This window comes from Sphingomonas alpina, from assembly GCF_014490665.1.
In the GTDB taxonomy this organism is placed as follows: Bacteria; Pseudomonadota; Alphaproteobacteria; order Sphingomonadales; family Sphingomonadaceae; genus Sphingomonas; species Sphingomonas alpina.
On the sequence record NZ_CP061038.1, the window covers coordinates 1,613,317 to 1,636,915 of the forward strand.

Below are 23,599 nucleotides of genomic sequence, written 5' to 3' on the forward strand. Positions count from 1 at the left end.
GGGCCGTTCTTCAAGACAGGACTTTGACAAGCTCAGCCCAAAACGGGGAGGGGAATTACCTCCAGCCAACGCCGTTCTACAGCTGACCACACGCTGCCTCGACTCTCGACTGCCAGGCCTTGGCTCCAGCGAGTGAAGGATGCACGCCGTCGTAAGTCTCTTGCGGTGTCAATCCGGTGACGAATACCCCGCCGCGTGTCTTTGCGAGGTGGCGCAGCATGTCGTTCATCCGATCCGCCGTTGCGTGGTCCCTGGCCTTGAGTGATGTGATACCGATAATGATCGGCTTGCCCGGCCATAGCCCTGCCAACTCGGTCGTCCGGGCGGCCCAGGCATCCAGATCGGTCCCCTGATACAGATCGTTGACGCCGACCGCGAACACGACCCTGGACGGCCGGGCCATCGTGATCGCAGACGTGGCGAAAGCGACGAGATCGGTCGAGCGCGCGCCGCCGATGCCGCCGTTGATCGCGGTGAGGCCGCACAAAGGCGGCAGCGCCTGCATCTCGACGATGCTGTCGCCGATCAACAGCATCTGACCCGGCCCCGCCTGGTGGACGATCGCGCGCATCACGCCCAGCCGGCGTTGTTCATAGACATCGCCGCGGCCGTGGCGCCCAAGCAGGAAGCCGGCGGAGGCCGCGATCGAAACCGCCAGCGCCACGATCAGGATTTTTGCCGCACTGCTCATCTGCCCGGATAATAACGCCTCTTTAACCGCTTTTATACCATGGTCCGGGCCGCAGCCGCGCGGGGACACATGGACGATCTGCTTCAAGAATTTATCGCCGAGACGCGTGAGACGCTGGAAGCGCTTTCCGGCGAGATCATCGCGTGGGAGAGCGATCCTTCGGACCGCAACCGGCTCGATGCGATTTTTCGCTTCGTCCATACGGTAAAGGGCAGCTGCGGCTTTCTCGATCTGCCCCGGCTTGCCCGGCTCAGCCATGCTGCCGAGGATGTGCTGGCGGCGGTACGGTCCGGTGCGCGCGAACCCGATACCGCGCTGGTCAATGCTGTGCTCGCGATCGTCGACCGGATCGGCGAGATCGTCGAGGCGATCGATGCCGGCGCGGCGCTCGACGATACCGGCGAGGATCTGCTGATCGCGGCGCTCGACCAGGGATCGGCGTCGGCGGTCCAGGCATCGATTCCGGCGGCGGTCCGCGCGCCGTCGCGCAGCGTGCGTCTCAATGTCGACCTGCTTGACCGGATGATGTCGGGCATGTCCGACATGGTGCTGGCGCGGAACGAACTGGCGCGGCGCCTGCGCGACGATGGCGCCGATCCGGCGGTCGAGGCAGCGCTCGAGCGCCTGTCGCTGACTGTCGCGGAAATGCGCGATACGGTGACCCGGACGCGCATGCAGAAGATCGACGCGCTGTTTTCCGCGCTGCCGCGGATGGTGCGCGATACCGCGGCGGAGCTGGGCAAGCTGGTGACGCTCCATGTCGAGGGCGCCGATGTCGAGCTCGATCGCGAAATGATCGAGATGATGCGCGATCCGCTGGTCCATATCGTGCGCAATTCGATCGATCACGGCATCGAGACACCGGCGCAGCGCCGCGCGCTGGGCAAGCGCGAGAGCGGCCGGCTGACGGTCGCGGCGCGGCAATCGGGCAACCAGATCATTATCGAGATCAGCGATGACGGCCAGGGGATCAATACCGACCGGCTGATCGCCAAGATCGCCGGCACCGGCCGTTCGGAACGCGAACTGCGCGCGCTGAGCGACAAGGCCAAGCTTGACCTGGTGTTCGAAGCCGGGCTGTCGACCAAGGACGAGGCGACCGCAATTTCCGGGCGCGGCGTCGGCATGGATGTTGTGCGGACCAATATCGAACAGATTGGCGGCCGCATCGATCTGGACAACAGCCCGGGCAAGGGGCTGCGGATTGCGATCCATGTGCCGCTGACCCTGTCGATCATCTCTACCATCGGCGTCGGCGTCGGCGACCAGCGTTTTGCGATCTCGCGCCAGGCGATCGAGGAAATCGTGCGCGTCGGCGGCGACGCGATCCGTATCGACATGCTCGGCGATACGCCGGCTGCGACGGTGCGCGAGCGACGTATGCCGCTGGTCGACCTGACCGGCACGCTCGGCATGCCTGTGGGGCACACGCCGCCTTCGATGCTGGTCATCGTCAGCGTGGTCGGCGGCAGCTATGCACTGGCGGTCGACTCTGTGCTCGATCATGAGGAACTGGTGATCAAGCCGGCCGCTCCGGCGGTGATGGCGACCGGGCTTTATGCCGGTCAGACGCTACCCGATAGCGGCCTGCCCATGCTGCTGCTCGATTGCACCGGTATCGCCTCGGTCGCCGGGCTTGCGTTCCACCGCGAGATTTCGGCCGATGACGACGAGCCCGAGGCGATAGCGGCCGAGCGCCCGTCCGCCTTGCTGTTTGACGATCTCGACGGCGTCCGCCGCTTGGTGCCGCTGTCGGTGATCGACCGCGTCGAGCCGGTTTCGGCCGATGCGATCCGCTTTGCCGCGGGTCGACTGAGGCTGTCGATCGATGGCCGCATCATCCCGCTGGCGACGCAGGGCGAGATCGGCAGTCGCCTCGACGTGTCGGTGCTGCGGCTACGCGATGGCGCCATGGAGATCGGCTATGCGATCGCCGAGGCGCTCGACATCGTCGCCTTGCCCGATACGATCGCACCAGCACATGAACTCGGTCCGGTGGCGGGCGTGGTCGCGCTCGACGACGAGCAGATCGAACTGCTCGATGTGCATTGGCTGTTCGCGACACATGGTGAAGAGAATTGCCAGGAAAGCCCGCCTCTGTGCCTGATCGATGGTGCCGACACGGCGTGGATGACCACCTTCCTGAAGCCGGCGCTGGAAGGGGCGGGCTACAAGGTGACGACGAAGCTCAAGCCGGGCGAGGCGGCGGCGGTGGTACTGACCATGGATAGCGGCGCGCCGGCGCAGATCGGTACGGCGCCGGTCGTCCGCCTGCGCCAGGATCGTTCCGCAAACGGGGCGAATGACGACAGCATTTATCGCTATGACCGCGGCGCACTGCTCGCGGCGCTCGCCGCGCGGGCAGGGGAAGGCCAATGACCCAGTTATTCCTGATCGCGCATATCGCCGGTCGCGCGGTGGCGATCGAATCCGGGCAAGTCGAATCGGTCGTCGATATCGGCGACGTCATTCCGGTGCCCCGCGCCGCGACCCAGGTGCTTGGCCTGGCGGCATTGCGTAGCCGCGTGGTGACGGTGATCGACACACGCGCCGCGCTGGGCGTGGCGGCCGCCCCGGTACCGGCAACGCGCGCGATCATCACGCTGGCCGATGGTCATCATTATGCCGTGCTGGTCGATTCGCTTGAGGATGTGGCGCCCTTCGACCTCGCGCCCTTGTCATCCGGGATCGTGCTTGACGGCGGTTGGCGCGCGACCGGATGCGGGATCGTCGAGCGCGACGGGGAGGCTATTCTCGCGATCGACCTGCGCGCGCTGATTCCAGGGCTGGCCGCGCTGGCGGCGTGATCATCGCCGGCCGATTTTTACAAATTAACGCGACGCTTACGGGTTTCCGGCAAAGAGGGACGTGAGCGGGACAGGATGTGCAAATGAAGACGTGTCTGGTGGTTGATGATTCGAAGGTGATCCGCAAGGTCGCCCGGCACATCCTCGAAACGTTGAACTTCAACGTGTCGGAGGCGGGCGATGGCCGCGAAGCGCTCGATTCCTGCCTGGCATCCGCGCCCGATGTGATCCTGCTCGACTGGAACATGCCGGTAATGAGCGGGATGGATTTCCTGCGTGCGCTGCGCGACAGCGCCGTGACGCATCGGCCAAAGGTCGTTTTCTGCACGACCGAGAACGGCATGGCGCATATCCGTGCCGCGATCGAGGCCGGTGCCGACGAATATGTGATGAAGCCATTCGATCGCGAGACGCTGGAAAGCAAGCTCCAGATCGTCGGCATGGCCTGACGCCGTCGCCATGCACAGCCCGCCCATCGAGGCACAGTCCACCCGTGCCGATATGCGCGGTCCCGGTCGCGCGCCCCGCATCCTGATCGTCGATGATTCGGCCGTCGCTCGCGCAGTGATCGGCCGCATGATCGAGGGTAGCCGTCGCTTCGCGGTGGCCGGATCGGTGCCCAATGCGCAGGCCGCGATGGCCTTTCTCAAGACCAATCATGTCGATGCGATCCTGCTCGATATCGATATGCCGGGAATCGACGGCCTCACCGCCTTGCCCGACCTGATCGCGCTGAGCGGCGGGGCAAAGGTCCTGGTCGTCTCGTCATCCTGCGACGAGGGCGCCGCGGCGACGGTCCAGGCATTGGCGCTGGGCGCCGCCGACACGCTGGTGAAACCGGGCGTCGGTGCCTTTGCCGGCCGCTTTGCCAAGGTGCTGTCCGACAAGCTTACGCGCCTGCTCGAAATCGACCATCTCGCGATTGACGTGATGCCGACGGTGTCGGCGCGAAGCGATAGCGGCGGCTTCGATATTGTTGCGATCGGTGCCTCCACCGGCGGCATCCACGCACTCAGCCAGTTGCTACGCGAGATTCCGGCAAGCTTCCCACTGCCGATCCTGATCACCCAGCATCTGCCCGAATCCTTCATGCCCTATTTCGCGGCGCAGGTGGCAGTGCTTGCCGGGCGCCCTTGCGAGGTGGCCACCGACTGCCTGCGCATCCGCCCGGGGCGGGTGATCATCGCGCCGGGCGATGGTCATCTTCGGCTGGTCAATCTCGGTGACGGGGCCGCGGCCGTGCGGCTGACGCGTGAGCCGGTGAAGAGCGGGTGCATGCCCTCGGTCGACCCGATGTTCGAAAGCCTCGCCGATGTGTACGGCGCCCGCGCGCTGGCGATCGTGCTGAGCGGGATGGGCCGTGATGGCAGCGAAGGAGCGAAGCGGTTGAGCGAAGCCGGCGGCTGCGTCGTCGTGCAGGATCAGGCCAGCTCGGTCGTGTGGGGCATGCCCGGCGCGATCGCCAGCGCGGGGGGCGCCAATGCGATCCTGCCCCCGGATGAGATCGGTCGCCTCATCGCGATGCGGCGGCGGCCCTGATGCTGCTTCCCATGCCTCCCGGACCGCGCTCGACCACTTCCTTGTCGGCTGTCCGCCCAACCGGCGCGATGCATATCTTCGCCGCATTGCTTGAACAGCGCACCGGGCAGCAGATCGCGGCGAACCGCGAATGGCGGATCGAGACCGCGCTCAAGCCGGTGCTGCGCGAACGCGGACTGCAAACGCTCGACGAACTCGCCGGAGCGATCGTCGACGGGCGCGACCCGCTGGTCGCCGACCAGGTGGTCGACGCGCTGCTCAACCAGGAAAGCTCCTTCTTCCGGGATGCGGCGGTGCTCGACATGATTCCTCCGGCACTGGACGCGATGCGTGTCGAGAGCCCGGGGCGGCGGTTGCGCGTCTGGTCTGCCGGATGCTCGATGGGGCAGGAGCCATTGTCACTGGCGATGCTGTTCGCGGAGCAGGAAGAAGCGAAGGGTGTGCAATCACCGGAGATCGTTGCGACCGACGTATCGGAGACTGCGATTTCGCGCGCGCGTGCCGGGCGTTTCTCGCAGTTCGAGATCCAGCGCGGGCTGCCCGTGCGGCGGATGATGCGCTGGTTCGATACGATTGGCGTGGATTGGGTGGCACGGCCGGAACTGGTTCGCCGCGTTTCGTTCCGCCGCCTCAATCTTGTCGCGGATCCGTTGCCGATCGGTCGTTTCGACGTGATCCTGTGCCGCAACGTCCTGCTTTATCTGTCACCGGCGCTGCGCACCCAGGTCCTCGACCGGCTTGCGCAAGTGATGCGACCGGGCGGTTTGCTGGTGCTCGGCGCCGGCGAAACAGTGATCGGCCAGACCGAGGCCTTCCGGCCGTCGCCCGACTATCGCGGCTTGTATGAGCCGACCGGTGTCACGCCCTGCAGTGTTGCCGTCCGCGCCTGAGGGCGGTTTACTTTGCCCGTGTAAGACCGCAAGCGACGGCAGTGACCGCACCGCCGCCCAAAGCCATCAGTTTCGGCGCCCACGACCTGCTGGTCGTGCTGGCAATGAACATATTGTGGGGCCTGAATGTCATCGCGGTGAAGATGGCGGTGATGGCGATCGCGCCCTTGACCGCGGGCTTCCTGCGTCAGCTGATCGTCCTGGTTGTGTGCGCCAGCGCGCTCCGGATCGTGCCGGGCAGGATGCGGCTGCTGACCATTCTCGGCATTCTCTCGGGCGGCGTTTTCTATGTCGCGATCAATTTTTCGCTCGCCATTTCCGACAATGTCGGCGCGCTTGCGATCGCCGGGCAATTGGGCGTGCCCTTTTCGCTGCTGCTCGCGATCCTGGTGTTCCGTGAACGGATTCGCCTGCCGCGCATTGCCGGCATCGCTCTGTCCTTTGGCGGCGTGGTGCTCTTGGTGTTCGACCCTGCCGCCGCGCGCGAGGTGCCGGGCCTGGCATTGACCGCGATCGGCAGTTTCATCTGGGCGATCTGTTCGCTGATCCAGCGCTACCTGATCGGCGTACCGGTGCTGACCATCTATGCCTGGATCGGCTTCTGGGGAACGATCACGCTGGGCACGCTCGCCTGGTTCATCGAGCCCGTGGCGATGCGCGCGATCCCCGATCTGCCGCTGCGAACCTTGGGCTGGGTCGCCTTCTCCGCGCTCGGATCGACCGTGATCGGGCAGGGATCCATGTCCTGGCTGCTGCAGCGCCATCCGGTCAGCATCGTCACGCCATTGACTCTTGCGGCACCGGTCGTGTCGGTCTTTGCCGCATCCTGGTATTTCGGAACGCCGCTGACCGTGCTTATGCTGAGCGGCGGGGCTGTGGCGATGCTGGGCGTCGCGATCGTCACCATCCGGACGGCAAGGGCAGGGGATACGCCATGACCATCATCGAAACGCCGTCGCCCAATTTCGACGACCGTGCGCTGCCCGTGTCGATGATCGTGCTGCATTATACCGGGATGAACGATGCGGACTCGGCGATCGCCCGGCTGACCGATCCTGAAGCCAAGGTTTCCGCGCATTATCTGGTCAAGGAAGATGGCACGATCCTGCGCATGGTCGCCGAGGACAAGCGCGCCTGGCATGCCGGCAAGTCGCACTGGCGGCACATCACCGACGTCAACAGCGCAAGCATCGGCATCGAGATCGTCAATCCGGGGCATGAATGGGGCTATCGCCCATTCCCGGAGGAGCAGATCGATGCGCTGATCCCGCTGGTCCATGAGATCAAGGAACGTCACGGCATCACGCGCGGCAATGTGGTGGGTCATTCCGACGTCGCGCCGACCCGCAAACAGGATCCGGGTGAACTATTCCCCTGGGCACGGCTGGCGAAAGTTCGGCTCGCGCTGCCCCGTCCCTCGAAGAATCTGATGGACCCGGGCTGGACTGAAGGCGGCTTTCTGCTTGCACTGGAGCGCTTCGGCTATGATGTCGCCGACAAGCTCGCCGCCGTGGTCGCTTTCCAGCGTCGCTTTCGCCCGGAACTGATCGACGGCGAGATCGACGGCGAGTGCCGCTGCATCCTGCTCGCACTGCTGTTGCCAAAACCGCAAGGGGACGAGTAGGGCGGTCGTGCCAGAGGGTTGGGCGGCCGCGTCGTGCGCAAGCACGCCGAGGAAAGTCCGGGCTCCACGAAACGACGGTGCCGGGTAACGCCCGGCGGGGGTGACCCCAGGGAAAGTGCCACAGAGAGCAGACGGCGACGGCTTCGGCCACGTCATGGTGAAAGGGTGCGGTAAAAGCGCACCGCGCGCCTGGTAACAGGGGCGGCACGGCAAACCCCACCGGGAGCAAGACCGAATAGGGGCGGCACATGAGCTTTGTTTCAGCTCGTCGCCCGGGTTGGTTGCTTGAGCCCGCATGCAAATGCGGGCCTAGAGGAATGGTCGCACATCGCATTTCGGTGCGAGGACAGAACCCGGCTTACAGACCCTCTGGCATTTTTTCACGAACGTTGGAGCGGGAACGGCAAACACCCGCTTGGACCGCAAGCGGCGGTGCTGCTATCGCGATGTCATGAAGCAGCTCGACCGATCCGGATTGGCGCTTGCCCTGATGCTGGCGGGCGTTGCCGGCTTTGTCGATGCCGTCGCCTTCATCACGATCGGCCAGTTTTTCGTGTCGTTCATGAGCGGTAATTCGACCCGCCTCGCGGTCTCGGCGGCACTTGGCGCGTGGCGTGACGTCGGTTTCGCAGCGGGATTGGTGGCGCTGTTCGTAACCGGTGTGGCCGCGGGCAACATTATCGGTGCGCGAGTCGCCGGGAACCGGATCGCCGTATTGCTGCTGGTCGAGGCGCTGCTGCTGGCAGGCGCGGCGATGCTGCATGCGACCGGGCGACCCGTGGCGGCCGCGCCCCTTATGGTCTTGGCGATGGGCAGCGCAAACGCAGTGTTCATGGCGGACGGCGAGGTTCGCTTCGGGGTAACCTACATGACCGGCGCACTGGCGCGGATCGGCGAACGCCTGGCGGCGGCTGCAATCGGGACGGGGCAGGTGCGTGAAGTGATGCCATGGCTTGGGCTGTGGATTGCGCTGGTTGCCGGCGCGGTGGCGGGCGCCGCATTGGCGCTCAGCTATGGCGGAGTCGTGGTCGCTATGCCGGCAGCGCTACTGCTCGTCATCCTGCTGATCTTCGGCGGACCGACGCCCGGCCGACCGGGCTGAAACTCCACTGGTGTTTGCCCGTCTGCTATCGGATATATCCAGCGGCAAGGGAAAAGGCGGGGAATCATGCTGGGAATTCTGTTGATTGCGGCACAGGCCGTCACGCCAACACCCGGGTCGATATCGGTGTCCCAGGCGACACCCGCGAAGCGCACCGTGCAGCAGGATTTCGAAGCGGCAACAGCGCTACAGGATGCGGATAATTACGCCGGAGCGCTTGCTGCATGGGAAGCGCTGGAAAAGCGCATTCCCAACAACAAGCGCAGCCTGGCCATCATTCATGTCCGCAAGAGCAGCGCGCTGGTCGGGTTGTGGCGCGATGATGAAGCGGTTGCCGCGGCGCGCGCCGGCCTTGCCGGTTTGCCGGCGGGCGACACGACGCTGCAGGAAGATCGCTTCAGGGCCTGGGCAAATCTGGCGCGGATCGCGGAAGCTTCACTCGACTATGCCAGTGCGGCCGAAGCCTATCGGCAGGCGGAAGCGATTGCACCCAATGCGGGGGAGCGTGTTGCGGTGTTTCGCGGACTTGTCGAGACTGAGACTTTTACCGATCCCGATGCGGCGACACGCGATATGGCGCGCGCGGAGGCATTTGTCGCGCCACTGACGATTGAAGCCAAGAGCAGGGCCATACTGAAGCGGGTCAAAAGCCAGCTGCTGATGAACCAGGGCAATTATGCGGCAGCACAGGCCGAGGCCGGGCTGTCGGTCAAGCTGCTTGGCGGCCTTACGGCACGAACCGATCTGTATGACGTTGCCTCACGATCCAACTATGCGATTGCGGCATTGCTTGGCGGGAAAACGGAAGAGGCGCGTCGCTATATGGCGATGACCGGCGCAGGACGTCTCAGCAAGGGCAATTTCGACCCTGGTTCGCAGATGAAGGTGCCGGATTGCGGCGGCGAGGGCGGCTTGAAGCCCGACGATGTCGCGGTGGTCGAATTTTCCGTCGCGGATGATGGTGCGGTTCGTGCCGCATCCCCGGTTTACGCCGCCGGCGGTGGCGCGGTTGCGCTCGAATTCGCTCGCGCGGCGCGTGGTTGGTCGTTCAATCCCCAGCAGATGAAGGAAATGCCGACATTTTTCCGCGCGCGGGCGCGTGTCGAACTGCGTTGTTCGACCGCCTTCACGCGACCGTCGATCGGCGACTATCTCGATGGCGAACTGGGGCGCTGGCTGATTGCGAAGAAGGTGTCCTTGCCGGCGATCGAGGCGGGGTCGGATGCCGCTGCATTGCCCAAGCTGAAGCTGCAGCTCACAAAGTCCGAAGCGGCGGATGGACCGAATGCACTCAGTTTGGTTCCGCTGCTCTACGCGATCGCGCACAATGCGGTCGCTACACGAGACGAAAGCTATGCCGCCGCGACTCGCGCGCTGTCGATCCTCGATACCAATGGCGCAAAGGGTGCCGGACGGCTGGCGGTCGATCGCCTGACCTGGACCACGGCACGTTCCGAAAGTTGGAGGCCCAGGGCGGTCGCCCGGACCACAATGGCCGCACTGTCGTCGCCAGCCTATGCCGACGATCCCGAGGCTCTGTCGGCGGGGCGGCTAATGCTGGCCGACACCCTGCGAAACTTCGATGAGAATGGCGCAGTCGCCGTGCTGAAGCAGGTCGGGGATGAATCCCGCCTGCCGGCCAACCACCCGTTGCGCGTCGGCGCATTGGTCCGGCTCGCGTCGCTCGAACAGGCGAACGGCAATGTCGACGCGGCGCGTGCCGCATTCGAAAGCTCCGGTCTGGCGGCCAACCAATGTGCGCTGATCGACTCACCGCCGCGGTTCCTGCACGCTGGTGGCTCCTTCCCCATGGAGGCGCGGCAATGGGGCTTCGAGGGCTGGACGCAGGTGCAGTTCGACGTTGCCGCAGATGGCAAGGTGCTTAACGAACGCGCGATCGTCTCCTATCCGCCCTTCGTTTTTACCAAGGCCGGCAAGGAAACGCTCGCGACCGCGAAGTATGAGAAGAGTTTTCGCCCCGATGGCGGGCTCGGCTGCGGTGGCAGCATGCAGCGTGTGAAGTTCCAGATTCAAAACTGACACCCCGGGTTGCGCTCTCGCGCGCGCAGCCTATGTCGTGCGGCGATGGCGCGTTCTTCTTCCCGATCGGTTGACTGGGGCTTCCCCCGCTGGCGCGGCTATGGCGCCACCGGCAGCGAGGCCACGACCGTGCGCCTGTGCGACCGGCATGGTTGCGAGGAGCCGGGCAATTGTCCGGCGCCGAAATCGCCCAACAGTCCGGAACGCTGGTATTTCTGCCAGGAACATGCCGGTGAATATAATCGCGGCTGGAATTATTTCGAAGGATTGACTGCCGAGGAAGCCGCCGAGCGTGAGGCGGCCGAGCGATCGACCGCCGATGGCTATACCGAATCCAGGCACCATAGCTGGGCCGGGCCGGGCGACGGCAGCCGGTCGCGAGACGAGATGCGCGCGCTCGAACTGTTCGAACTCGACCCCGATGCTGATTTCACCGCGATACGGCTGGCGTGGCGCAAGCTCGCCAAGGAGAATCACCCCGATTTGCGCCCGGGCGATACTGAGGCGGCCAAACGCTTCCAGGCGATCCAGGCTGCGTACGAAGTGCTTCGCCTCGCCGAGGAAGCGCGGGAATGGAAGCCGGCCGATTGAAGGGCGTGGGACTGAAATCGGTCCGCTCCGACTGGGCGACCGCGCTGCTGGTGTGCCGGAAATGTTCGAAACGGCTTGGCGGCGGATTTGGCCCCAAGGGCCGCACGCCGCTGGCCAAGGCATTGCGCAAGGAACTTGGCGTCGGCAAGGGCCGCAAAGGCAAGTTCGGCGTGGTCGAAGTCAAATGCCTGGGTGTCTGTCCGCGCGGGGGCGTGACGATAGTCGATGGCGCCAATCCCGGAGAGTGGAAGATTGTGCCGGCCCGCCATAACATTGAGGAAATCGTATCGGCACTCCGTCTTAGGGGATGAAAGACCATCGGTCAGCGACGGTTAAGGCTGACTGTGTTATCACCCGACACAATGACAGGAGTTTTTGGCATGCGCTCGATTCACCTCTTTCTCACCGGCGCGGCGCTCGTGACTGGGCTCATGGTCGGCGGTGTCGCCCAGGCCGAGCGGCTGAGCCCGGCAGCCAAGCTGGCTAAGCTTCTCGACGGTCGGGTTGCCGGAAAGCCGGTGGATTGTATCCGCCTGCTCGACATCCAGTCGAGCGAGATCATCGACAAGACGGCAATCGTCTATACCGGCCGGAACGGCACGCGGTACGTCAACCGGGTGAACGGCAGCGCGGCATTTCTCGACGATGACGATATTCTCGTCAGCAACACCCATTCCAGTCAGCTCTGCAGCATCGATATCCTGCAACTGGTTGACCGGTCGACGCGGATGTCGAGCGGCGCGGTGGGCCTGGGCGAGTTCGTACCATATCCCAGGCCGCCCAAGGCGGCCGCTGCCCACTGATACCGGTCAGTGCGCGGCATAGCGCCGCGCTGTTTCGACGATCAGCGCAATCATGTTCGGAATCCCCTGCGTGCGGTTCGAGCTGAGCTGATTCTTCAGGTCGAAGGGGGTGAGGGCGCCCGCGATGTCGGTGGCGAGGATCGCCGCCGGCATGGCGTCCTGCACCGTCAGCAACACCAGTGCGATAATGCCTTTGGTGATGGCAGCATTTGAATCCGCAAGAAAGTGCAATGTGCCGTCGTCGCGAACCATGGGATAGACCCATACCGAAGCGGAACAGCCCCGGACCAGAGTTGCATCGGTCTTGAGGGCTTCCGGCATCGGCTCGAGCGCGCGGCCCAGGTCGATCAACAGGCGATACCGATCATCGGCATCGAGGAAGCTATATTCGTCTTGCAGGTCGGAAAGAATGGCCATGGCGACGGCTATAGCTTCGTGGCTCGTCATGCCAACCTCCCGTTCCCCGGCCGACCGGGGAACGGGCAGTCTTCAGAGATCCACGCCGGCGGCGATCGCTTCGAGCTTGCGGATGCGTTCCTTGAGATCCGCGATCTCGATCCGGGCGCTGGCATTCGGCACCGGGGCGGCGGGGTGGAATTCCCCATGGGCCCGAAGTTCCTGCTGCTTGAGGGCAAGCCAGCCGCGCCAGCCGTTGAGGGCCGCCAGGGTCAGCATACCGAGCCCGGCAAGCGCCGCGGCGGACAGGATGATGTAGAAGTTTGGATCGTTCATGATCCCTGCTCCTTGGGTTAGGGACGGTCGCGGAGCTTCTCGATCTCGCGATCGAGGCGGGCACCGCTGTCGTTGCTGTCGGTGGCGAGGCGTTCGAGAACCGCGAGACGATCTTTCATCGCCGTCAGTTCCTCACGCAGTCGCCGGTTCTCGTTTTCCGTCGCGCCGTCGTCGCGACCCGGGCCGAAATCATGTCCACGCTTGTGGCGGACACCGCCGAAACGGGCCTGGAGAACTTTGCCGATCGTGACCACGATCACGATCAGGACGACCATTTCAAATGGATTCATGGGGAGTCTCCGTCGTTTTCTAGTTTTTGGAGCTGCGGATCACCGCCGACCGATCCGATTACTGAGCGTTGCGGGCTTCGCGTTCCTGGCGGCGCAACGGGCGGTCGACACGTTCGGTCAGATACACGCCGACACCGGCAATGACAGCGAACACTGCGAAGATGATAAGCACTTCATGGTTCCTTTCAGGTGATTCAGTTGAGCGGTGCGCTGTCGTCGCGCAGCCGTTCGATTTCATCCGCGACATCAATGCCGCGATCGGTGACGATGCGTTCCAGAACCCGGACCCGCTGTTCGAGCCGCTCGGTCTGGGCCGCATATTGGGCGGCTTTCTCAGCAGTTTGCGCGCTTAGCGCATTGGCCATGGCTCTTTTGTGCTGGGTCCAGTTTTTGAAAATCTCGCTGCCGACGCCGAGGATGACCGGTAGCCCGACGACCACAAAGGCCAGCATGAAGATCGTGAACCCGTTCAGATTTTCCATGACCCGGGTTCCTCAGTTCGCCTTGGTGCGCAGGCTTTCGATCTCCCGATCGAGGCTGTGCGCGCCGTCGGTGACGATGCGTTCGACATTGGCGAGGCGATCCTTGATCGAGCCGATCTCGGCGCGCAGCTGGCCATTCTCCTGGCTGAGCAGGCGGATGCGTTCGACCGATTCCTGGTCGGTCTTGGGATAGATCGCCTGGCCCCATTGCCCGTCCAGCGGATAGCCGTGGCGGATGCGCATCCAGGTGGTGATCACCCAGCCCATCACGCCGGCGACCGATATGATGGCGAAGATCGGGCCGATGGCGGCGATGACGGGGATGAACTGTGCTACATTCATGGTCGTATTCCTATGTCAGCGCAGCGAGTCGATTTCGCGAGCAGTGCGCTCAGCGGGGTCGGTGGCGATGCGTTCGAGAACGGCGATCCGTTCCTCCAGGCGGCTGATCTGTCCGGTCAGGCGCTCGTTTTCGGATGAGAGCAGACCGATCTTTCGTTCGGCGTCGGCTGCCACATCGGTGCGATGGCTCTTCTTGCCGGACCATTCATCTTCCATCGGATAACCGTGGCGAGCACGGATCCAGTTGTTGATGATCCATCCGGCCGTGGAGATCGCGACAAGCGCGATCACGAAACCCGGTCCACCCCAGCTCATTGTCGTTCTCCCTGATCAGCCCCGGATCGATCTGCGCCTTAGCGCAGGCTGTCGATCTCATTGGCGAGCCGGCTGTTGCGGCTCGTATAGTGCATCTCGATGTCGGCGAGCCGGCGATCGATGTCGCGGAAGGTCGAGCGGACTTCGGCGGTCGAACGTTTCGGGTTCGATCGTACGCCCTGCCAGAATTTCGCGTCCTCCGGCGTGTCATACAGCCCGTAAGGCTTGGCATCGGCCATCCAGGCGGCCAGCCAATAGGCGATCAGGGTCCAGGGGAAGCCACCGGCCAGGGTGAGGACCACGGTACCGATCCGGACCCAGGTAGCATCGACCCCGGTGTAATCGGCGATCCCGGAGCAGACGCCGAGCCATTTGCGGTTCTGCTTGTCGAGATAGAATTTGGTGCGGCTGGCGGACATTTCAGTTCCTCCTGGTGATTTCGTAATCGGAGCTGGATGCGCTCGGCAGGCCGGGCTTCCAGTCGGGATTGTCGGCGGCGACGATGCGTTCGACGGTGTTGAGGCGATCTTCGAGCCGGCGGGCGAGAATATGCATTTCGTCGAGCAGCTTCTCATCCTCCTGGGTGATCCTGGGCGCCGTTTTCCACTTTGTGACATAGTGGAAGATCAGCCAGGGCAGTCCGATGAAGATCGAAACGATCGCGATTATGCCAACCAGAAATTCCATCTCAGCCGTCCTTACCCATGCGAGCCTTCAGTGCGGCGAGATCGGCATCGACCTTCTCGGCGGACTTCAACTCGGCGATTTCCTCATCCAGGCTTTTCGGCGCCCCCAGGCTCAGCGCATCGGCGCGGCCTTCGGCGAAGTCGACCCGGCGTTCCATCACTTCGAAGCGTGAGAATGCGTCCTGGATCTTCGGGCCGGCATACATGTCGCGCAGCTTGAAGCGGTTGTTGGCGGATTCGAGCCGGGTGACGATCGTGTTCTGGCGCGTCCGTGCTTCACGCAGCTTGTTCTGCAACTTGGCGATGTCCTCTTCCGACGCGCGCAGCGCATCGTCGAGCACGCCGATTTCCGCACTCAGCTGATCGGCCATGTCGGCAGCCTTCTGACGCTCGACCAGGGCGGCCTTGGCGAGATCCTCGCGGTCCTTCGACAGCGCCAGCTCGGCCTTTTCGGTCCAGCTTTCCTGCAGCGTGTTCAACTTCGAGATGTGACGGCGCATTTCCTTCTGGTCAGCGATGGTGCGCGCGGCAGAGGCGCGTACCTCAACCAGGGTTTCCTCCATCTCGAGGATGATCATGCGGATCATCTTCGACGGGTCTTCCGCCTTGTCGAGCAGGTCGGTGAAGTTCGCGGCGATGATGTCGCGGGTGCGGGAGAAAATGCCCATCGGAAGAAACTCCTTGAAGATACGCTGGCCGGAATACTGGGCCGGTTGACTGGAAGAAAGGGTGCCGGGATGGTGCAAGGGGCGTTGGACCACCCCGGCAGCGCCGCCCGGATTAGGCGCGAGCGGCGATCTGATGGGTGGGGGCGGTCACTGCCTGGGCCGGTGCAACCGCGCTGAGCACAAAGGCCGAGCTGCAGACGATGGTGCAGATGATCGCTGCGACGGTGTGGCGGACGTTGCGGGGGTTATAGTCGTTGTTCATGTCGAAACTTCCTGATCTGGGCCCGTTGGGGCGGTAACTGGTGCCGCTCATCGGCGGTTGCTCAGGGCATTGCAGGAGCCGTGCCAATTTCGAAATTGGCGGAATTCCGGGCTTTTTTCTGGCATTTCGTTCAACTTGGTATTTTCATCTTGCCAAGGCTTGGGAATTTACGCCAAGCGTTAGGCATGGAGCGCACCACCCAGGTCATTGGTCAGTCGACCGAGTTTCTCGATGTACTTGAACGCGCGAGCCGGGCCGCCGCGCTCGACCGGCCGGTACTGGTGATCGGCGAGCGCGGGACCGGCAAGGAACTGGTCGCCGAGCGCCTTCACCGGCTCAGCCCGCGCTGGGATCAGCCGCTGGTGATCATGAACTGCGCCGCTTTGCCCGAGACGCTGATCGAAGCCGAACTGTTCGGGCATGAAGCGGGCGCGTTTACCGGCGCGACCAAGGCGCGGGTCGGACGCTTTGAAGAGGCCGATGGCGGGACGCTGTTCCTCGACGAACTCGGCACTTTGTCGATGGGCGCGCAGGAACGTCTGCTGCGCGCGGTGGAATATGGCGAAATCACGCGGATCGGTTCGTCGCGGCCCTTGCGGGTCGATGTCCGCATCGTGGCCGCGACCAATGAGCATTTGCCGGAGAAGGTCGAACGCAACCAGTTCCGCGCCGATCTGCTCGACCGGCTGAGTTTCGAGGTCGTGACGCTGCCGCCGCTCCGCGCGCGGCCCGGTGACGTGATGGTGCTGGCGGATCATTTCGGCCGGCGCATGGCGGCCGAGATGGGGCGGGACGATTGGCCCGGTTTCGGCCCGCAGGCGATCGATGCGCTGGTCGATTATCAATGGCCGGGCAATGTCCGCGAACTGCGCAACGTCGTCGAGCGAGCGGTCTATCGCTGGGAAATGGGTGGCCCGATCGAGACGATCGAGTTCGATCCGTTCCACTCGCCTTATCAGCCGGCAAGCGTCAGGCGCCCGGCAGCGGCGCCCGTGACTATGGCCCAAGGCGAAGGTGGCGATGCCGCGGCGGTGGCGGGCCGCGCCGAGGAGGACGGCGATGCCGGATCCGACTTCAAATCGCGCATCGCCCGGTTCGAGCGCGACCTGCTGGCCAAGGCGCTGGCCGAACATCGCTTCAACCAGCGTTCGACTGCCGAAGGGCTGGGGCTGAGCTATGACCAGCTCCGCCATGCGCTCAAGCGTCACGGGCTGATTTCGGCGGGGCAAGCGCGCGAGGATTGAGGCAGTTTGAAAGTCGCAGTGATCGCCATTTCCGATCAGTGCGTATCTTGTGCCTCAGGACACCCCTCCCATGTAGGGGGCGCTATTGTGCTTCTTGCCCGATGGCAGTGCCGGGCTAGGAAAAAGATCGTTTTTTACACGTAACGATTGATAAAATCCGCCGGCTGACTGAACAAGCTCGCGCGACGCTCGTTGGACGGGCGGCACCCTTTGATGATGGAGTTTACCGATGGCTTTCGAACTGCCCCCGCTGCCCTACGCCTATGACGCGCTGGAGCCGACCATCAACGAAGAGACGATGAAGTTCCATCACGACAAGCATCACAAGGCCTATACCGACAAGCTCAACGAGGGCGTCGAGAAGGATCCGGCGCTGGCCGGCAAGACGATCGAGGAAATCCTCGCCGTGATTTCGACTCAGCCGCCGCTGGTGCGCAACAATGGCGGTGGTTTCTGGAACCATGATTTCTTCTGGAAGATCATGACCCCGGGCGGCGGCACGCCGTCGGGCAAGCTCGCCGCGGCGATCGAGGCGTTCGGCGGCCTCGACAAGCTCAAGGAAGAATTCAACACCAAGGGTGCGGGCCAGTTCGGCTCGGGTTGGGCCTGGGTGATCGCCGACAGTTCGGGCGCGCTGAAGGTCACTTCGACGCCCAACCAGGACAATCCCCTGATGGACGACGCCAAGGACAAGGGCACCCCGATTCTCGGCAATGACGTGTGGGAGCACGCTTATTACCTGACCTATCGCAATGACCGCGCTGCCTATCTGAAATCATGGTGGGACGTGGTGAACTGGGACGAGGCCGGCAAGCGCTACGACGCTGCGGTCGGCTGATCCAACTGATCATCGACACGGTGAGGGGCCTCGGGAAACCGGGGCCCTTTTCGTTTGCCGTGACGGACCGGTGCCAGATTAATACCAAGGCCCGCTGATCAAGACTCGTTTCTTCTCTGCTTCCCCGGAGCAGGCCGGGGCCCAGTCGGGAAGGTCAATATGGAATGAGCGTAGCGCCAGAGCCACAACTGCCTGCCGACTGGGCCCCGGCCTGCGCCGGGGAAGCACAGAGAGGATAGATCGGGATCAATAACGCGCGATATAAGTAACTGATATATAACAATATTATACAAATCTGTCGAAGGCGCCCGCTCAGAGATATGGGACATTACCGGTGTCCCATATCTCCCGTCGCCCGGCCCTTCAGCCTTCGGGCGGTATCGGCGGTGTTTCGTCTTCGCCGACCTTCAGGCCATGCTTCATCAGCATCGGCACATTGGCAAAGGCGAAGATCAGCGTCAGCGGCACCGCGCCCCACAGCTTGAATCCGGCCCAGAAGGCGGGATCGTCGCTGCTGAGCGGCGCGGTGTAGCGCCACACGCTTTCGTTCAGCCCTGCCATGAACACGAAGAAGATCGCCCAGTTGATTGTCAGCTGGCGCCAGCCGGCCGCATCGACGCCGGGATACGCAGTGTCGAGCAATTGCTGCAGCAAGGGTCGCCCGGTCGCGAGACCAAAAGCGAGGATCGCGGCGAACATCGAATAGACGAAGGTCGGCTTCATCTTGATGAAGGTGCCATCGTGGAAATAGAGCGTCAGCCCGCCGAACACGAGCACCAGCGTGCCCGAGATCCACAGCATCGGTGAGATATGCCCGGTCTTCACGCGCGACACGATCATTGCGACGACGCTGGCCACCATGAACGCAGCGGTGGCGGCGAGCAGCTTGGCGAGGGCAGGGCCGCCGGCCAGTGTGTTGACGAGGAAGAAGACGGCGAGCGGGCCGATATCGATGGCGAGGCGCAGGCCTGCGCCGATCTTGGGACGGGTAGAACTGGTCATTTCACCGCTCCTTCCACACCGGCGATGATCCGCGCAACTTCGTTCGCATCGAACGGGCGCAGGTCGCCCATGCTTTCGCCCACGCCGATCGCATGGATCGGCAGGCCGTATTTCTCCGCTGCCGCGACCAGCACGCCGCCGCGTGCGGTGCCATCGAGCTTGGTCATCACCAGGCCGGTCACGCCGGCATCCTTCTGGAACACCTCGATCTGGTTGAGCGCATTCTGCCCGGTCGTCGCGTCGAGGACGAGCACCACGTCATGCGGTGCAGCCGGATTGAGCCGGCCGAGCACGCGGCGGATCTTGGACAATTCGTCCATGAGCTCCCGCTTGTTCTGCAGCCGCCCGGCGGTGTCGACGATCAGCACGTCGATGCCGGTCGCGGTCGCCTGCTTGACCGCCTCATAGACGATTCCCGCCGCGTCGCCGCCTTCCTTGCCGCTGATGATCGGCACGCCGACTCGCTCGGCCCAGGTCGCGAGCTGCCCGATCGCGGCGGCGCGGAACGTATCACCGGCGGCAAGCATCACGCCATAATCCTGCTCCATCAGCAGATGGGCGAGCTTGGCGATGGTGGTGGTCTTGCCCGATCCGTTGACGCCGATGACAAGGATAACCTGCGGACGGGGGAACGCCTCGATCTCGAGCGGCTTGGCCACCTTGGCAAGCACCTTCTCAATCTCTTCGGCAACCACCAGGCGGATGCCGAGCTCCTCCATGTTGCGCTCATATTGCCCGTCGGTGAGGCGCGCGCGAATCCGCGTGGCGGTTTCCGGGCCAAGGTCGGAGGCGATCAGCGCTTCCTCGATATCATCAAGCGTCGCGTCGTCGAGCCGCGCCGCGCCGAGCCCGGCGAGATTGCCGAGCAGGCGGTCCGAGGTGCGTTTGAAGCCGCCGAGCAGTTTTTCGTGCCAGCTATTGGTGCTCATACGGGAATTCCGGTCAATGTCTTGCCATCGGTAGCGGTAATGAGGATCGAAGCAATGCACCCGACCGTTCGCCCTGAGCTTGTCGAAGGGCCGTTCTTCTTCTCTTCGCCGATGAGAAACGGCGTTGCTTCGACAAGCTCAGCACGAACAGGGGAAGGGAAGCGCACCTCCGCGAAGTTTGGTGCATGGCCCCGGTCGCCAGGGTGTTCGATCAATATTTGCTGTTCGGTTCCAACCAGGCTCTCCAGCCATGCCAGCTTGCGCCGCTCACCAGCTGCTCTCAACGATGCCGCGCGTGCCTTGCGGATCTCAGGCGCGACCTGCGGCATTCGGGCCGCCGGCGTGCCGGTGCGCGGCGAATAGGGGAAGATATGCGCGTGGACCACGTCGCAATCGTCGATCAGCGCCAGCGTATTGGCGAACATCGCATCGGTTTCGGTCGGAAAGCCGGCGATCAGGTCAGCGCCGACTGCGATCTCCGGACGTGCCGCCTTGAGCCGCGCCACTGCCGCGACCGATTGCGCGCGGTCGTGGCGGCGCTTCATCCGCTTGAGGATCATATCGTCGCCGGCCTGGAAGGAGAGATGTACATGCGGCATGATCCGCGCTTCGCCGGTGATCAGGTCGAACAGCCGGTCGTCGATCTCGATCGAATCGAGCGATGACAATCGGAGCCGCTGAAGCGCGGGGATGTGGCGCAATATGCGCTCGACCAGCAGGGCGAGGCTCGGTGCGCCGGGCAGGTCGGGGCCGTAGCTGGTCAGGTCGACCCCGGTCAGCACGACTTCGCGGTGCCCGGCATCGACCAGCCCAGCGATCCGGTCGATCACGGCGCCCGCCGGCACCGAGCGGCTGTTGCCGCGCCCGAACGGAATTGCGCAAAAGGTGCAGCGATGATCGCAGCCATTCTGCACCTCGACAAAGGCGCGGGCATGGGTAGCGAAGGCAGTGGCGAGGTGAGGGGCGGTTTTGCGCACCTGCATGATGTCGCCGACCACAACCGGGTCATGAGCTTCCCAGGCTCCTGCGGTGAGTTTTTCGGCATTGCCGATCACCCGGTCGACTTCGGGCATGGCGGCAAATCCCGCCGGGTCGATCTGCGCTGCGCATCCGGTCACGACGATTTGCGCGCCCGGGCGGTCGCGGCGCGCGCGGCGGATCGCGCTGCGTGTCTGGCGCACCGCGGTGTTGGTCACGGCGCAACTGTTGACCACGACCATGTCGCGTCCGCCGACCAATGCACGGATCGTTTCGCTCTCCGCGATGTTCAAGCGGCAGCCCAGACTGACAATATGGGGTTCAGCCACAGGGCCGGGAGGATGGGACATGAGCGGTGATCTAGGTGCGAAGGCTGGCGAAGTCCACGACAAGGCTGGCGATAGTGCCCGCGAGGTGCTGCGCTTCTGGTTCGACGAGGTTCCGGCCGAGAAGCGTTTCGCCAAGGACGATGCGCTCGATCGCACCATTGCCGAGCGGTTCGGTGCCTTGCGTGATCAGGTGATCGCGACCGAGGCGGCGGGCTGGCGCGACGATCCGGACACGCTGCTCGCCGCGATCATCCTGCTCGACCAATTCTCGCGCAACATCCATCGCGGCACGGCGGCGGCGTTCGCGGCCGATGCGCTGGCACTGAAGCTGACCAACCGGGCGATCATCCTCGCCTGGGACGATACGCTGCCGGTCGAACGGCGCGCCTTTCTTTACATGCCGATGATGCACAGCGAAGATCCTGCGGTTCAGACCAAGAGCCTCATCTGGTTCGAGCGGCTGGGGGATGAGGAGAATCTGACCTATGCCCGCGACCACCAGGCGGTGATCGCGCGCTTTGGCCGCTTCCCCTCACGCAATGCAGCACTCGGGCGTGATTCGACGCCGGAAGAGCTCGACTATCTCAGCCAGCCAGGCGCTGGCTGGTGACCGCCGCGGGCTTGGGCTCGATCGGCAAGGCATGGCGCAGCAGCCTTTTTCGGCCAGCAAGCGCCGTACATTGGCGACGCTCAGCGGTCGGCCATATAGATAGCCTTGGCCCTTGGAGCAGCCGAGCGCGCGCAGCCTTTCTTCGATTGAGGCGTCCTCGATCCCCTCGGCGGTGATGGGGAGGTTCAGACTGTCGCCGAGCCGCGTGATGGCATTGACGATCGCAGCGCTTTCCGAATTGTCGTTGATCGACATGACAAAGCTCTTGTCGATCTTGATCCGGTCGAATGGCAGTGCCCGCAGATGCGCGAGCGAGGAATAGCCGGTACCGAAATCGTCGAGCGCAAGGCGGATGCCCTGGTTCTTCAACGACCCGACGATCGACTGCGCCAGCGCGAGATTGTCGAACAACGAGCTTTCGGTGATCTCGATCTCCAGCCGGCTGGCCGGGAAGCCCGTCTCGGTCAGCACCTTGATGATCTTCTGCGCCAGCCAGGCGTCCTTGAGCTGCCAGGGCGAGATATTGACCGACAGTGACAGACCCGGATCCCAGTCCTTCGCCGCGACGAACGCCTGACGCATGATCGACAGCGACAGATCTGCGATCATGCCGGTTTCCTCGGCGATCGGGATGAACTTGTCGGGCACGATCAGGCCGCGCGTCGGATGTTCCCAGCGCGCCAGCACTTCGAACCCGCCGAGCCGACCGGTGGTCAGATCGATCTGCTGTTCGAAATAGGGCACGATCTCAAGGCGTGGAATGGCAGCGCGCAGGCCGCTTTCCAGTTCGTTGCGCGCTTGCAGTTCGCGCTCCATCGACAAGTCGAACCAGGCATAGCGGTTGCGGCCCGAATTCTTCGCCGCATACATGGCGATATCGGCCGAACGCATCAGCGCATCGATGCTGGCGCAATCGAAATCCGATCGCGCTACGCCGACCGAAGCGCTGATATGGAGTTGCAGGCCTTCGGCATGGAAGGGCTGGGCGAGGCGGCTGATCAGCTTTTCGGCGATCCGCTCGACCGTATCGGGATGTGCCGGATCGAACAGAAAGGCGCAGGCGAATTCATCGCCGCCGAAGCGCGCGGTAAGTGCGATCGACGGCATTGCCGCGGCGATCTCGACCGCGACCTGGCGCAGAAGGGCGTCGCCGGTGGCGTGGCCGTGCATGTCGTTGACCGTTTTGAAATGGTCGAGGTCGAGCATCAGCATCGCCATCGCCTTTTGGCGGCGTTCGGCGCGCACGAACATGGCGGCGCCCTCCTCGGCCAGGCTGCGGCGATTGAGGAAGCCGGTCAGCGGATCCTTCGAGGCCAGTTGTTGTGCGCGCTCCTCGGCGGCGGCGCGGATCGTCACCTCGATGCTCAGTTCGCGGTGGCGACGCCAGCCGAACAGGATCAGGGCGACATTGAGCAGCAGGGCGATGACCAAAGTCTGGTCGGCGCCGCCGCCGCCCGCGAAATAATGTTTCAGAGTGCTCGAGAGCACAGCGCTGCCGGTGCCGACGAACAGCAGGATCGCGGCAACGGTGATCGCGCCGCTCAGCAACTCACGCCGTGCTGTGATCGGTGTTTCGGTAATCTCTTCGCTTGAATCCAGCGCCATGCCGGTGTGCCCCAATTCATGTTCCCTGCCGGGCATTCTCATGTCACGGATCGGGTATAGAAGACGTTAAGCCGGGACCCGGCATAGATGGCCAATGTGCATGTTATGGGCCCGGCTTGCCTTTGCGGCGGCCGCCGCGTATAGGCCCACCCGTTCCCGCACTGACGCAGGGGCACCGTCCACCACAGGGACGGTCATAC

Annotated in this window: 30 protein-coding genes and 1 other RNA gene; 16 read left to right on the plus strand and 15 right to left on the minus strand. The window is 63.8% G+C overall.

What is annotated here, in order from left to right; translation table 11 throughout:
- Positions 1-76: 76 nt before the first annotated feature.
- Positions 77-778 (minus strand): SGNH/GDSL hydrolase family protein, encoded by a 702-nt coding sequence (locus tag H3Z74_RS07405; protein WP_187763272.1) that lies wholly within the window; start codon positions 776-778, stop codon positions 77-79.
- On the opposite strand from H3Z74_RS07405, the gene H3Z74_RS07410 reads away from it, so the two are divergent.
- The 13 genes from H3Z74_RS07410 (at position 761) to H3Z74_RS07470 (ending at position 12,087) form a co-directional block, all read left to right on the plus strand.
- On the plus strand, positions 761-3,070 hold the full coding sequence (locus tag H3Z74_RS07410; RefSeq protein ID WP_187763273.1) for a chemotaxis protein CheA: 2,310 nt from the start codon (positions 761-763) through the stop codon (positions 3,068-3,070). The two genes, H3Z74_RS07405 and H3Z74_RS07410, sit on opposite strands and share 18 nt — an antisense overlap.
- A complete protein-coding gene (locus H3Z74_RS07415) occupies positions 3,067-3,498 on the plus strand; it encodes a chemotaxis protein CheW (protein ID WP_187763274.1) in 432 nt (143 codons plus the stop codon). Before H3Z74_RS07410 ends, H3Z74_RS07415 begins: the two co-directional genes overlap by 4 nt.
- Before the next feature lie 83 nt (positions 3,499-3,581).
- Positions 3,582-3,947: a response regulator gene (locus H3Z74_RS07420; RefSeq protein WP_187763275.1), complete on the plus strand. Its 366-nt coding sequence runs from the start codon at positions 3,582-3,584 to the stop codon at positions 3,945-3,947.
- A gap of 52 nt (positions 3,948-3,999) precedes the next feature.
- Positions 4,000-5,037, plus strand: coding sequence for a chemotaxis-specific protein-glutamate methyltransferase CheB (gene cheB, locus H3Z74_RS07425; RefSeq protein ID WP_187764213.1), 1,038 nt, complete (start codon positions 4,000-4,002; stop codon positions 5,035-5,037).
- Positions 5,038-5,105: 68 nt separating this feature from the next.
- Positions 5,106-5,927, plus strand: a complete 822-nt coding sequence (locus tag H3Z74_RS07430) for a CheR family methyltransferase (RefSeq protein ID WP_187764214.1) — start codon at positions 5,106-5,108, stop codon at positions 5,925-5,927.
- A gap of 41 nt (positions 5,928-5,968) precedes the next feature.
- Complete coding sequence (locus tag H3Z74_RS07435) at positions 5,969-6,865, plus strand: DMT family transporter (RefSeq protein WP_229726958.1); 897 nt, start codon at positions 5,969-5,971, stop codon at positions 6,863-6,865.
- The gene (locus H3Z74_RS07440; protein WP_187763276.1) at positions 6,862-7,551 is read left to right on the plus strand and encodes an N-acetylmuramoyl-L-alanine amidase; all 690 of its coding nucleotides are present in this window, start codon (positions 6,862-6,864) and stop codon (positions 7,549-7,551) included. Before H3Z74_RS07435 ends, H3Z74_RS07440 begins: the two co-directional genes overlap by 4 nt.
- A gap of 10 nt (positions 7,552-7,561) precedes the next feature.
- Positions 7,562-7,928, plus strand: an RNA gene (rnpB, locus tag H3Z74_RS07445) — RNase P RNA component class A.
- A 74-nt stretch (positions 7,929-8,002) separates the two neighbouring features.
- Entirely contained in the window at positions 8,003-8,653 is a 651-nt protein-coding gene (locus H3Z74_RS07450) for a YoaK family protein (protein ID WP_187763277.1), read from the plus strand.
- A gap of 66 nt (positions 8,654-8,719) precedes the next feature.
- A complete protein-coding gene (locus tag H3Z74_RS07455; RefSeq protein WP_187763278.1) occupies positions 8,720-10,693 on the plus strand; it encodes a hypothetical protein in 1,974 nt (657 codons plus the stop codon).
- A 45-nt stretch (positions 10,694-10,738) separates the two neighbouring features.
- A complete protein-coding gene (locus tag H3Z74_RS07460; RefSeq protein ID WP_187763279.1) occupies positions 10,739-11,284 on the plus strand; it encodes a J domain-containing protein in 546 nt (181 codons plus the stop codon).
- Positions 11,266-11,595 (plus strand): NADH-quinone oxidoreductase subunit NuoE family protein, encoded by a 330-nt coding sequence (locus tag H3Z74_RS07465; protein WP_229726959.1) that lies wholly within the window; start codon positions 11,266-11,268, stop codon positions 11,593-11,595. The genes H3Z74_RS07460 and H3Z74_RS07465 overlap by 19 nt, the downstream gene beginning before the upstream one ends.
- A 69-nt stretch (positions 11,596-11,664) precedes the next feature.
- Positions 11,665-12,087, plus strand: coding sequence for a hypothetical protein (locus H3Z74_RS07470; protein ID WP_187763280.1), 423 nt, complete (start codon positions 11,665-11,667; stop codon positions 12,085-12,087).
- A 6-nt stretch (positions 12,088-12,093) separates the two neighbouring features.
- Here the strand turns inward: H3Z74_RS07470 and H3Z74_RS07475 are convergent, their stop codons facing one another.
- From H3Z74_RS07475 to H3Z74_RS07520, 10 genes are all read right to left on the minus strand, one after another.
- The gene (locus H3Z74_RS07475) at positions 12,094-12,504 is read right to left on the minus strand and encodes a SufE family protein (RefSeq protein WP_187763281.1); all 411 of its coding nucleotides are present in this window, start codon (positions 12,502-12,504) and stop codon (positions 12,094-12,096) included.
- A gap of 72 nt (positions 12,505-12,576) precedes the next feature.
- Positions 12,577-12,819: a hypothetical protein gene (locus H3Z74_RS07480; protein WP_187763282.1), complete on the minus strand. Its 243-nt coding sequence runs from the start codon at positions 12,817-12,819 to the stop codon at positions 12,577-12,579.
- Between the two features lie 17 nt (positions 12,820-12,836).
- Positions 12,837-13,109 (minus strand): hypothetical protein, encoded by a 273-nt coding sequence (locus tag H3Z74_RS07485; protein WP_187763283.1) that lies wholly within the window; start codon positions 13,107-13,109, stop codon positions 12,837-12,839.
- 194 nt (positions 13,110-13,303) lie between these two features.
- Complete coding sequence (locus H3Z74_RS07490; protein ID WP_187763284.1) at positions 13,304-13,591, minus strand: hypothetical protein; 288 nt, start codon at positions 13,589-13,591, stop codon at positions 13,304-13,306.
- A gap of 12 nt (positions 13,592-13,603) precedes the next feature.
- Positions 13,604-13,933 carry a hypothetical protein gene (locus H3Z74_RS07495; protein ID WP_187763285.1) on the minus strand — a complete coding sequence of 110 codons (330 nt, stop codon included), beginning with the start codon at positions 13,931-13,933 and terminating at the stop codon, positions 13,604-13,606.
- A 15-nt stretch (positions 13,934-13,948) separates the two neighbouring features.
- Positions 13,949-14,248 (minus strand): hypothetical protein, encoded by a 300-nt coding sequence (locus tag H3Z74_RS07500; protein WP_187763286.1) that lies wholly within the window; start codon positions 14,246-14,248, stop codon positions 13,949-13,951.
- Positions 14,249-14,286: 38 nt separating this feature from the next.
- Positions 14,287-14,667 carry an envelope stress response membrane protein PspC gene (pspC, locus tag H3Z74_RS07505; RefSeq protein WP_187763287.1) on the minus strand — a complete coding sequence of 127 codons (381 nt, stop codon included), beginning with the start codon at positions 14,665-14,667 and terminating at the stop codon, positions 14,287-14,289.
- 1 nt (position 14,668) lies between these two features.
- On the minus strand, positions 14,669-14,935 hold the full coding sequence (pspB, locus tag H3Z74_RS07510; protein ID WP_183112949.1) for an envelope stress response membrane protein PspB: 267 nt from the start codon (positions 14,933-14,935) through the stop codon (positions 14,669-14,671).
- 1 nt (position 14,936) lies between these two features.
- Entirely contained in the window at positions 14,937-15,602 is a 666-nt protein-coding gene (gene pspA, locus H3Z74_RS07515; protein WP_187763288.1) for a phage shock protein PspA, read from the minus strand.
- Positions 15,603-15,714: 112 nt separating this feature from the next.
- Entirely contained in the window at positions 15,715-15,864 is a 150-nt protein-coding gene (locus H3Z74_RS07520) for a hypothetical protein (protein WP_187763289.1), read from the minus strand.
- 185 nt (positions 15,865-16,049) lie between these two features.
- Between H3Z74_RS07520 and pspF the strand changes: the two genes are divergently transcribed.
- On the plus strand, positions 16,050-17,108 hold the full coding sequence (pspF, locus tag H3Z74_RS07525; RefSeq protein WP_187763290.1) for a phage shock protein operon transcriptional activator: 1,059 nt from the start codon (positions 16,050-16,052) through the stop codon (positions 17,106-17,108).
- 229 nt (positions 17,109-17,337) lie between these two features.
- On the plus strand, positions 17,338-17,946 hold the full coding sequence (locus H3Z74_RS07530) for a superoxide dismutase (protein WP_187763291.1): 609 nt from the start codon (positions 17,338-17,340) through the stop codon (positions 17,944-17,946).
- Positions 17,947-18,309: 363 nt separating this feature from the next.
- Here the strand turns inward: H3Z74_RS07530 and H3Z74_RS07535 are convergent, their stop codons facing one another.
- Genes H3Z74_RS07535 through mtaB form a run of 3 tightly spaced genes read right to left on the minus strand, consistent with a single transcriptional unit; the run spans position 18,310 to position 21,205 of the window.
- Positions 18,310-18,948, minus strand: coding sequence for a septation protein A (locus H3Z74_RS07535; protein ID WP_187763292.1), 639 nt, complete (start codon positions 18,946-18,948; stop codon positions 18,310-18,312).
- On the minus strand, positions 18,945-19,877 hold the full coding sequence (gene ftsY / locus H3Z74_RS07540) for a signal recognition particle-docking protein FtsY (protein WP_187763293.1): 933 nt from the start codon (positions 19,875-19,877) through the stop codon (positions 18,945-18,947). Before ftsY ends, H3Z74_RS07535 begins: the two co-directional genes overlap by 4 nt.
- The gene (mtaB, locus tag H3Z74_RS07545; protein WP_187763294.1) at positions 19,874-21,205 is read right to left on the minus strand and encodes a tRNA (N(6)-L-threonylcarbamoyladenosine(37)-C(2))-methylthiotransferase MtaB; all 1,332 of its coding nucleotides are present in this window, start codon (positions 21,203-21,205) and stop codon (positions 19,874-19,876) included. The genes ftsY and mtaB overlap by 4 nt, the downstream gene beginning before the upstream one ends.
- Here mtaB and H3Z74_RS07550 point away from each other — a divergent pair.
- Positions 21,204-21,794, plus strand: coding sequence for a DUF924 family protein (locus H3Z74_RS07550; protein ID WP_187763295.1), 591 nt, complete (start codon positions 21,204-21,206; stop codon positions 21,792-21,794). The genes mtaB and H3Z74_RS07550 overlap by 2 nt on opposite strands.
- On the opposite strand, the gene H3Z74_RS07555 is transcribed toward H3Z74_RS07550, so the two are convergent.
- A complete protein-coding gene (locus H3Z74_RS07555) occupies positions 21,717-23,399 on the minus strand; it encodes a putative bifunctional diguanylate cyclase/phosphodiesterase (RefSeq protein ID WP_187763296.1) in 1,683 nt (560 codons plus the stop codon). The two genes, H3Z74_RS07550 and H3Z74_RS07555, sit on opposite strands and share 78 nt — an antisense overlap.
- Between the last annotated feature and the right edge of the window lie 200 nt (positions 23,400-23,599).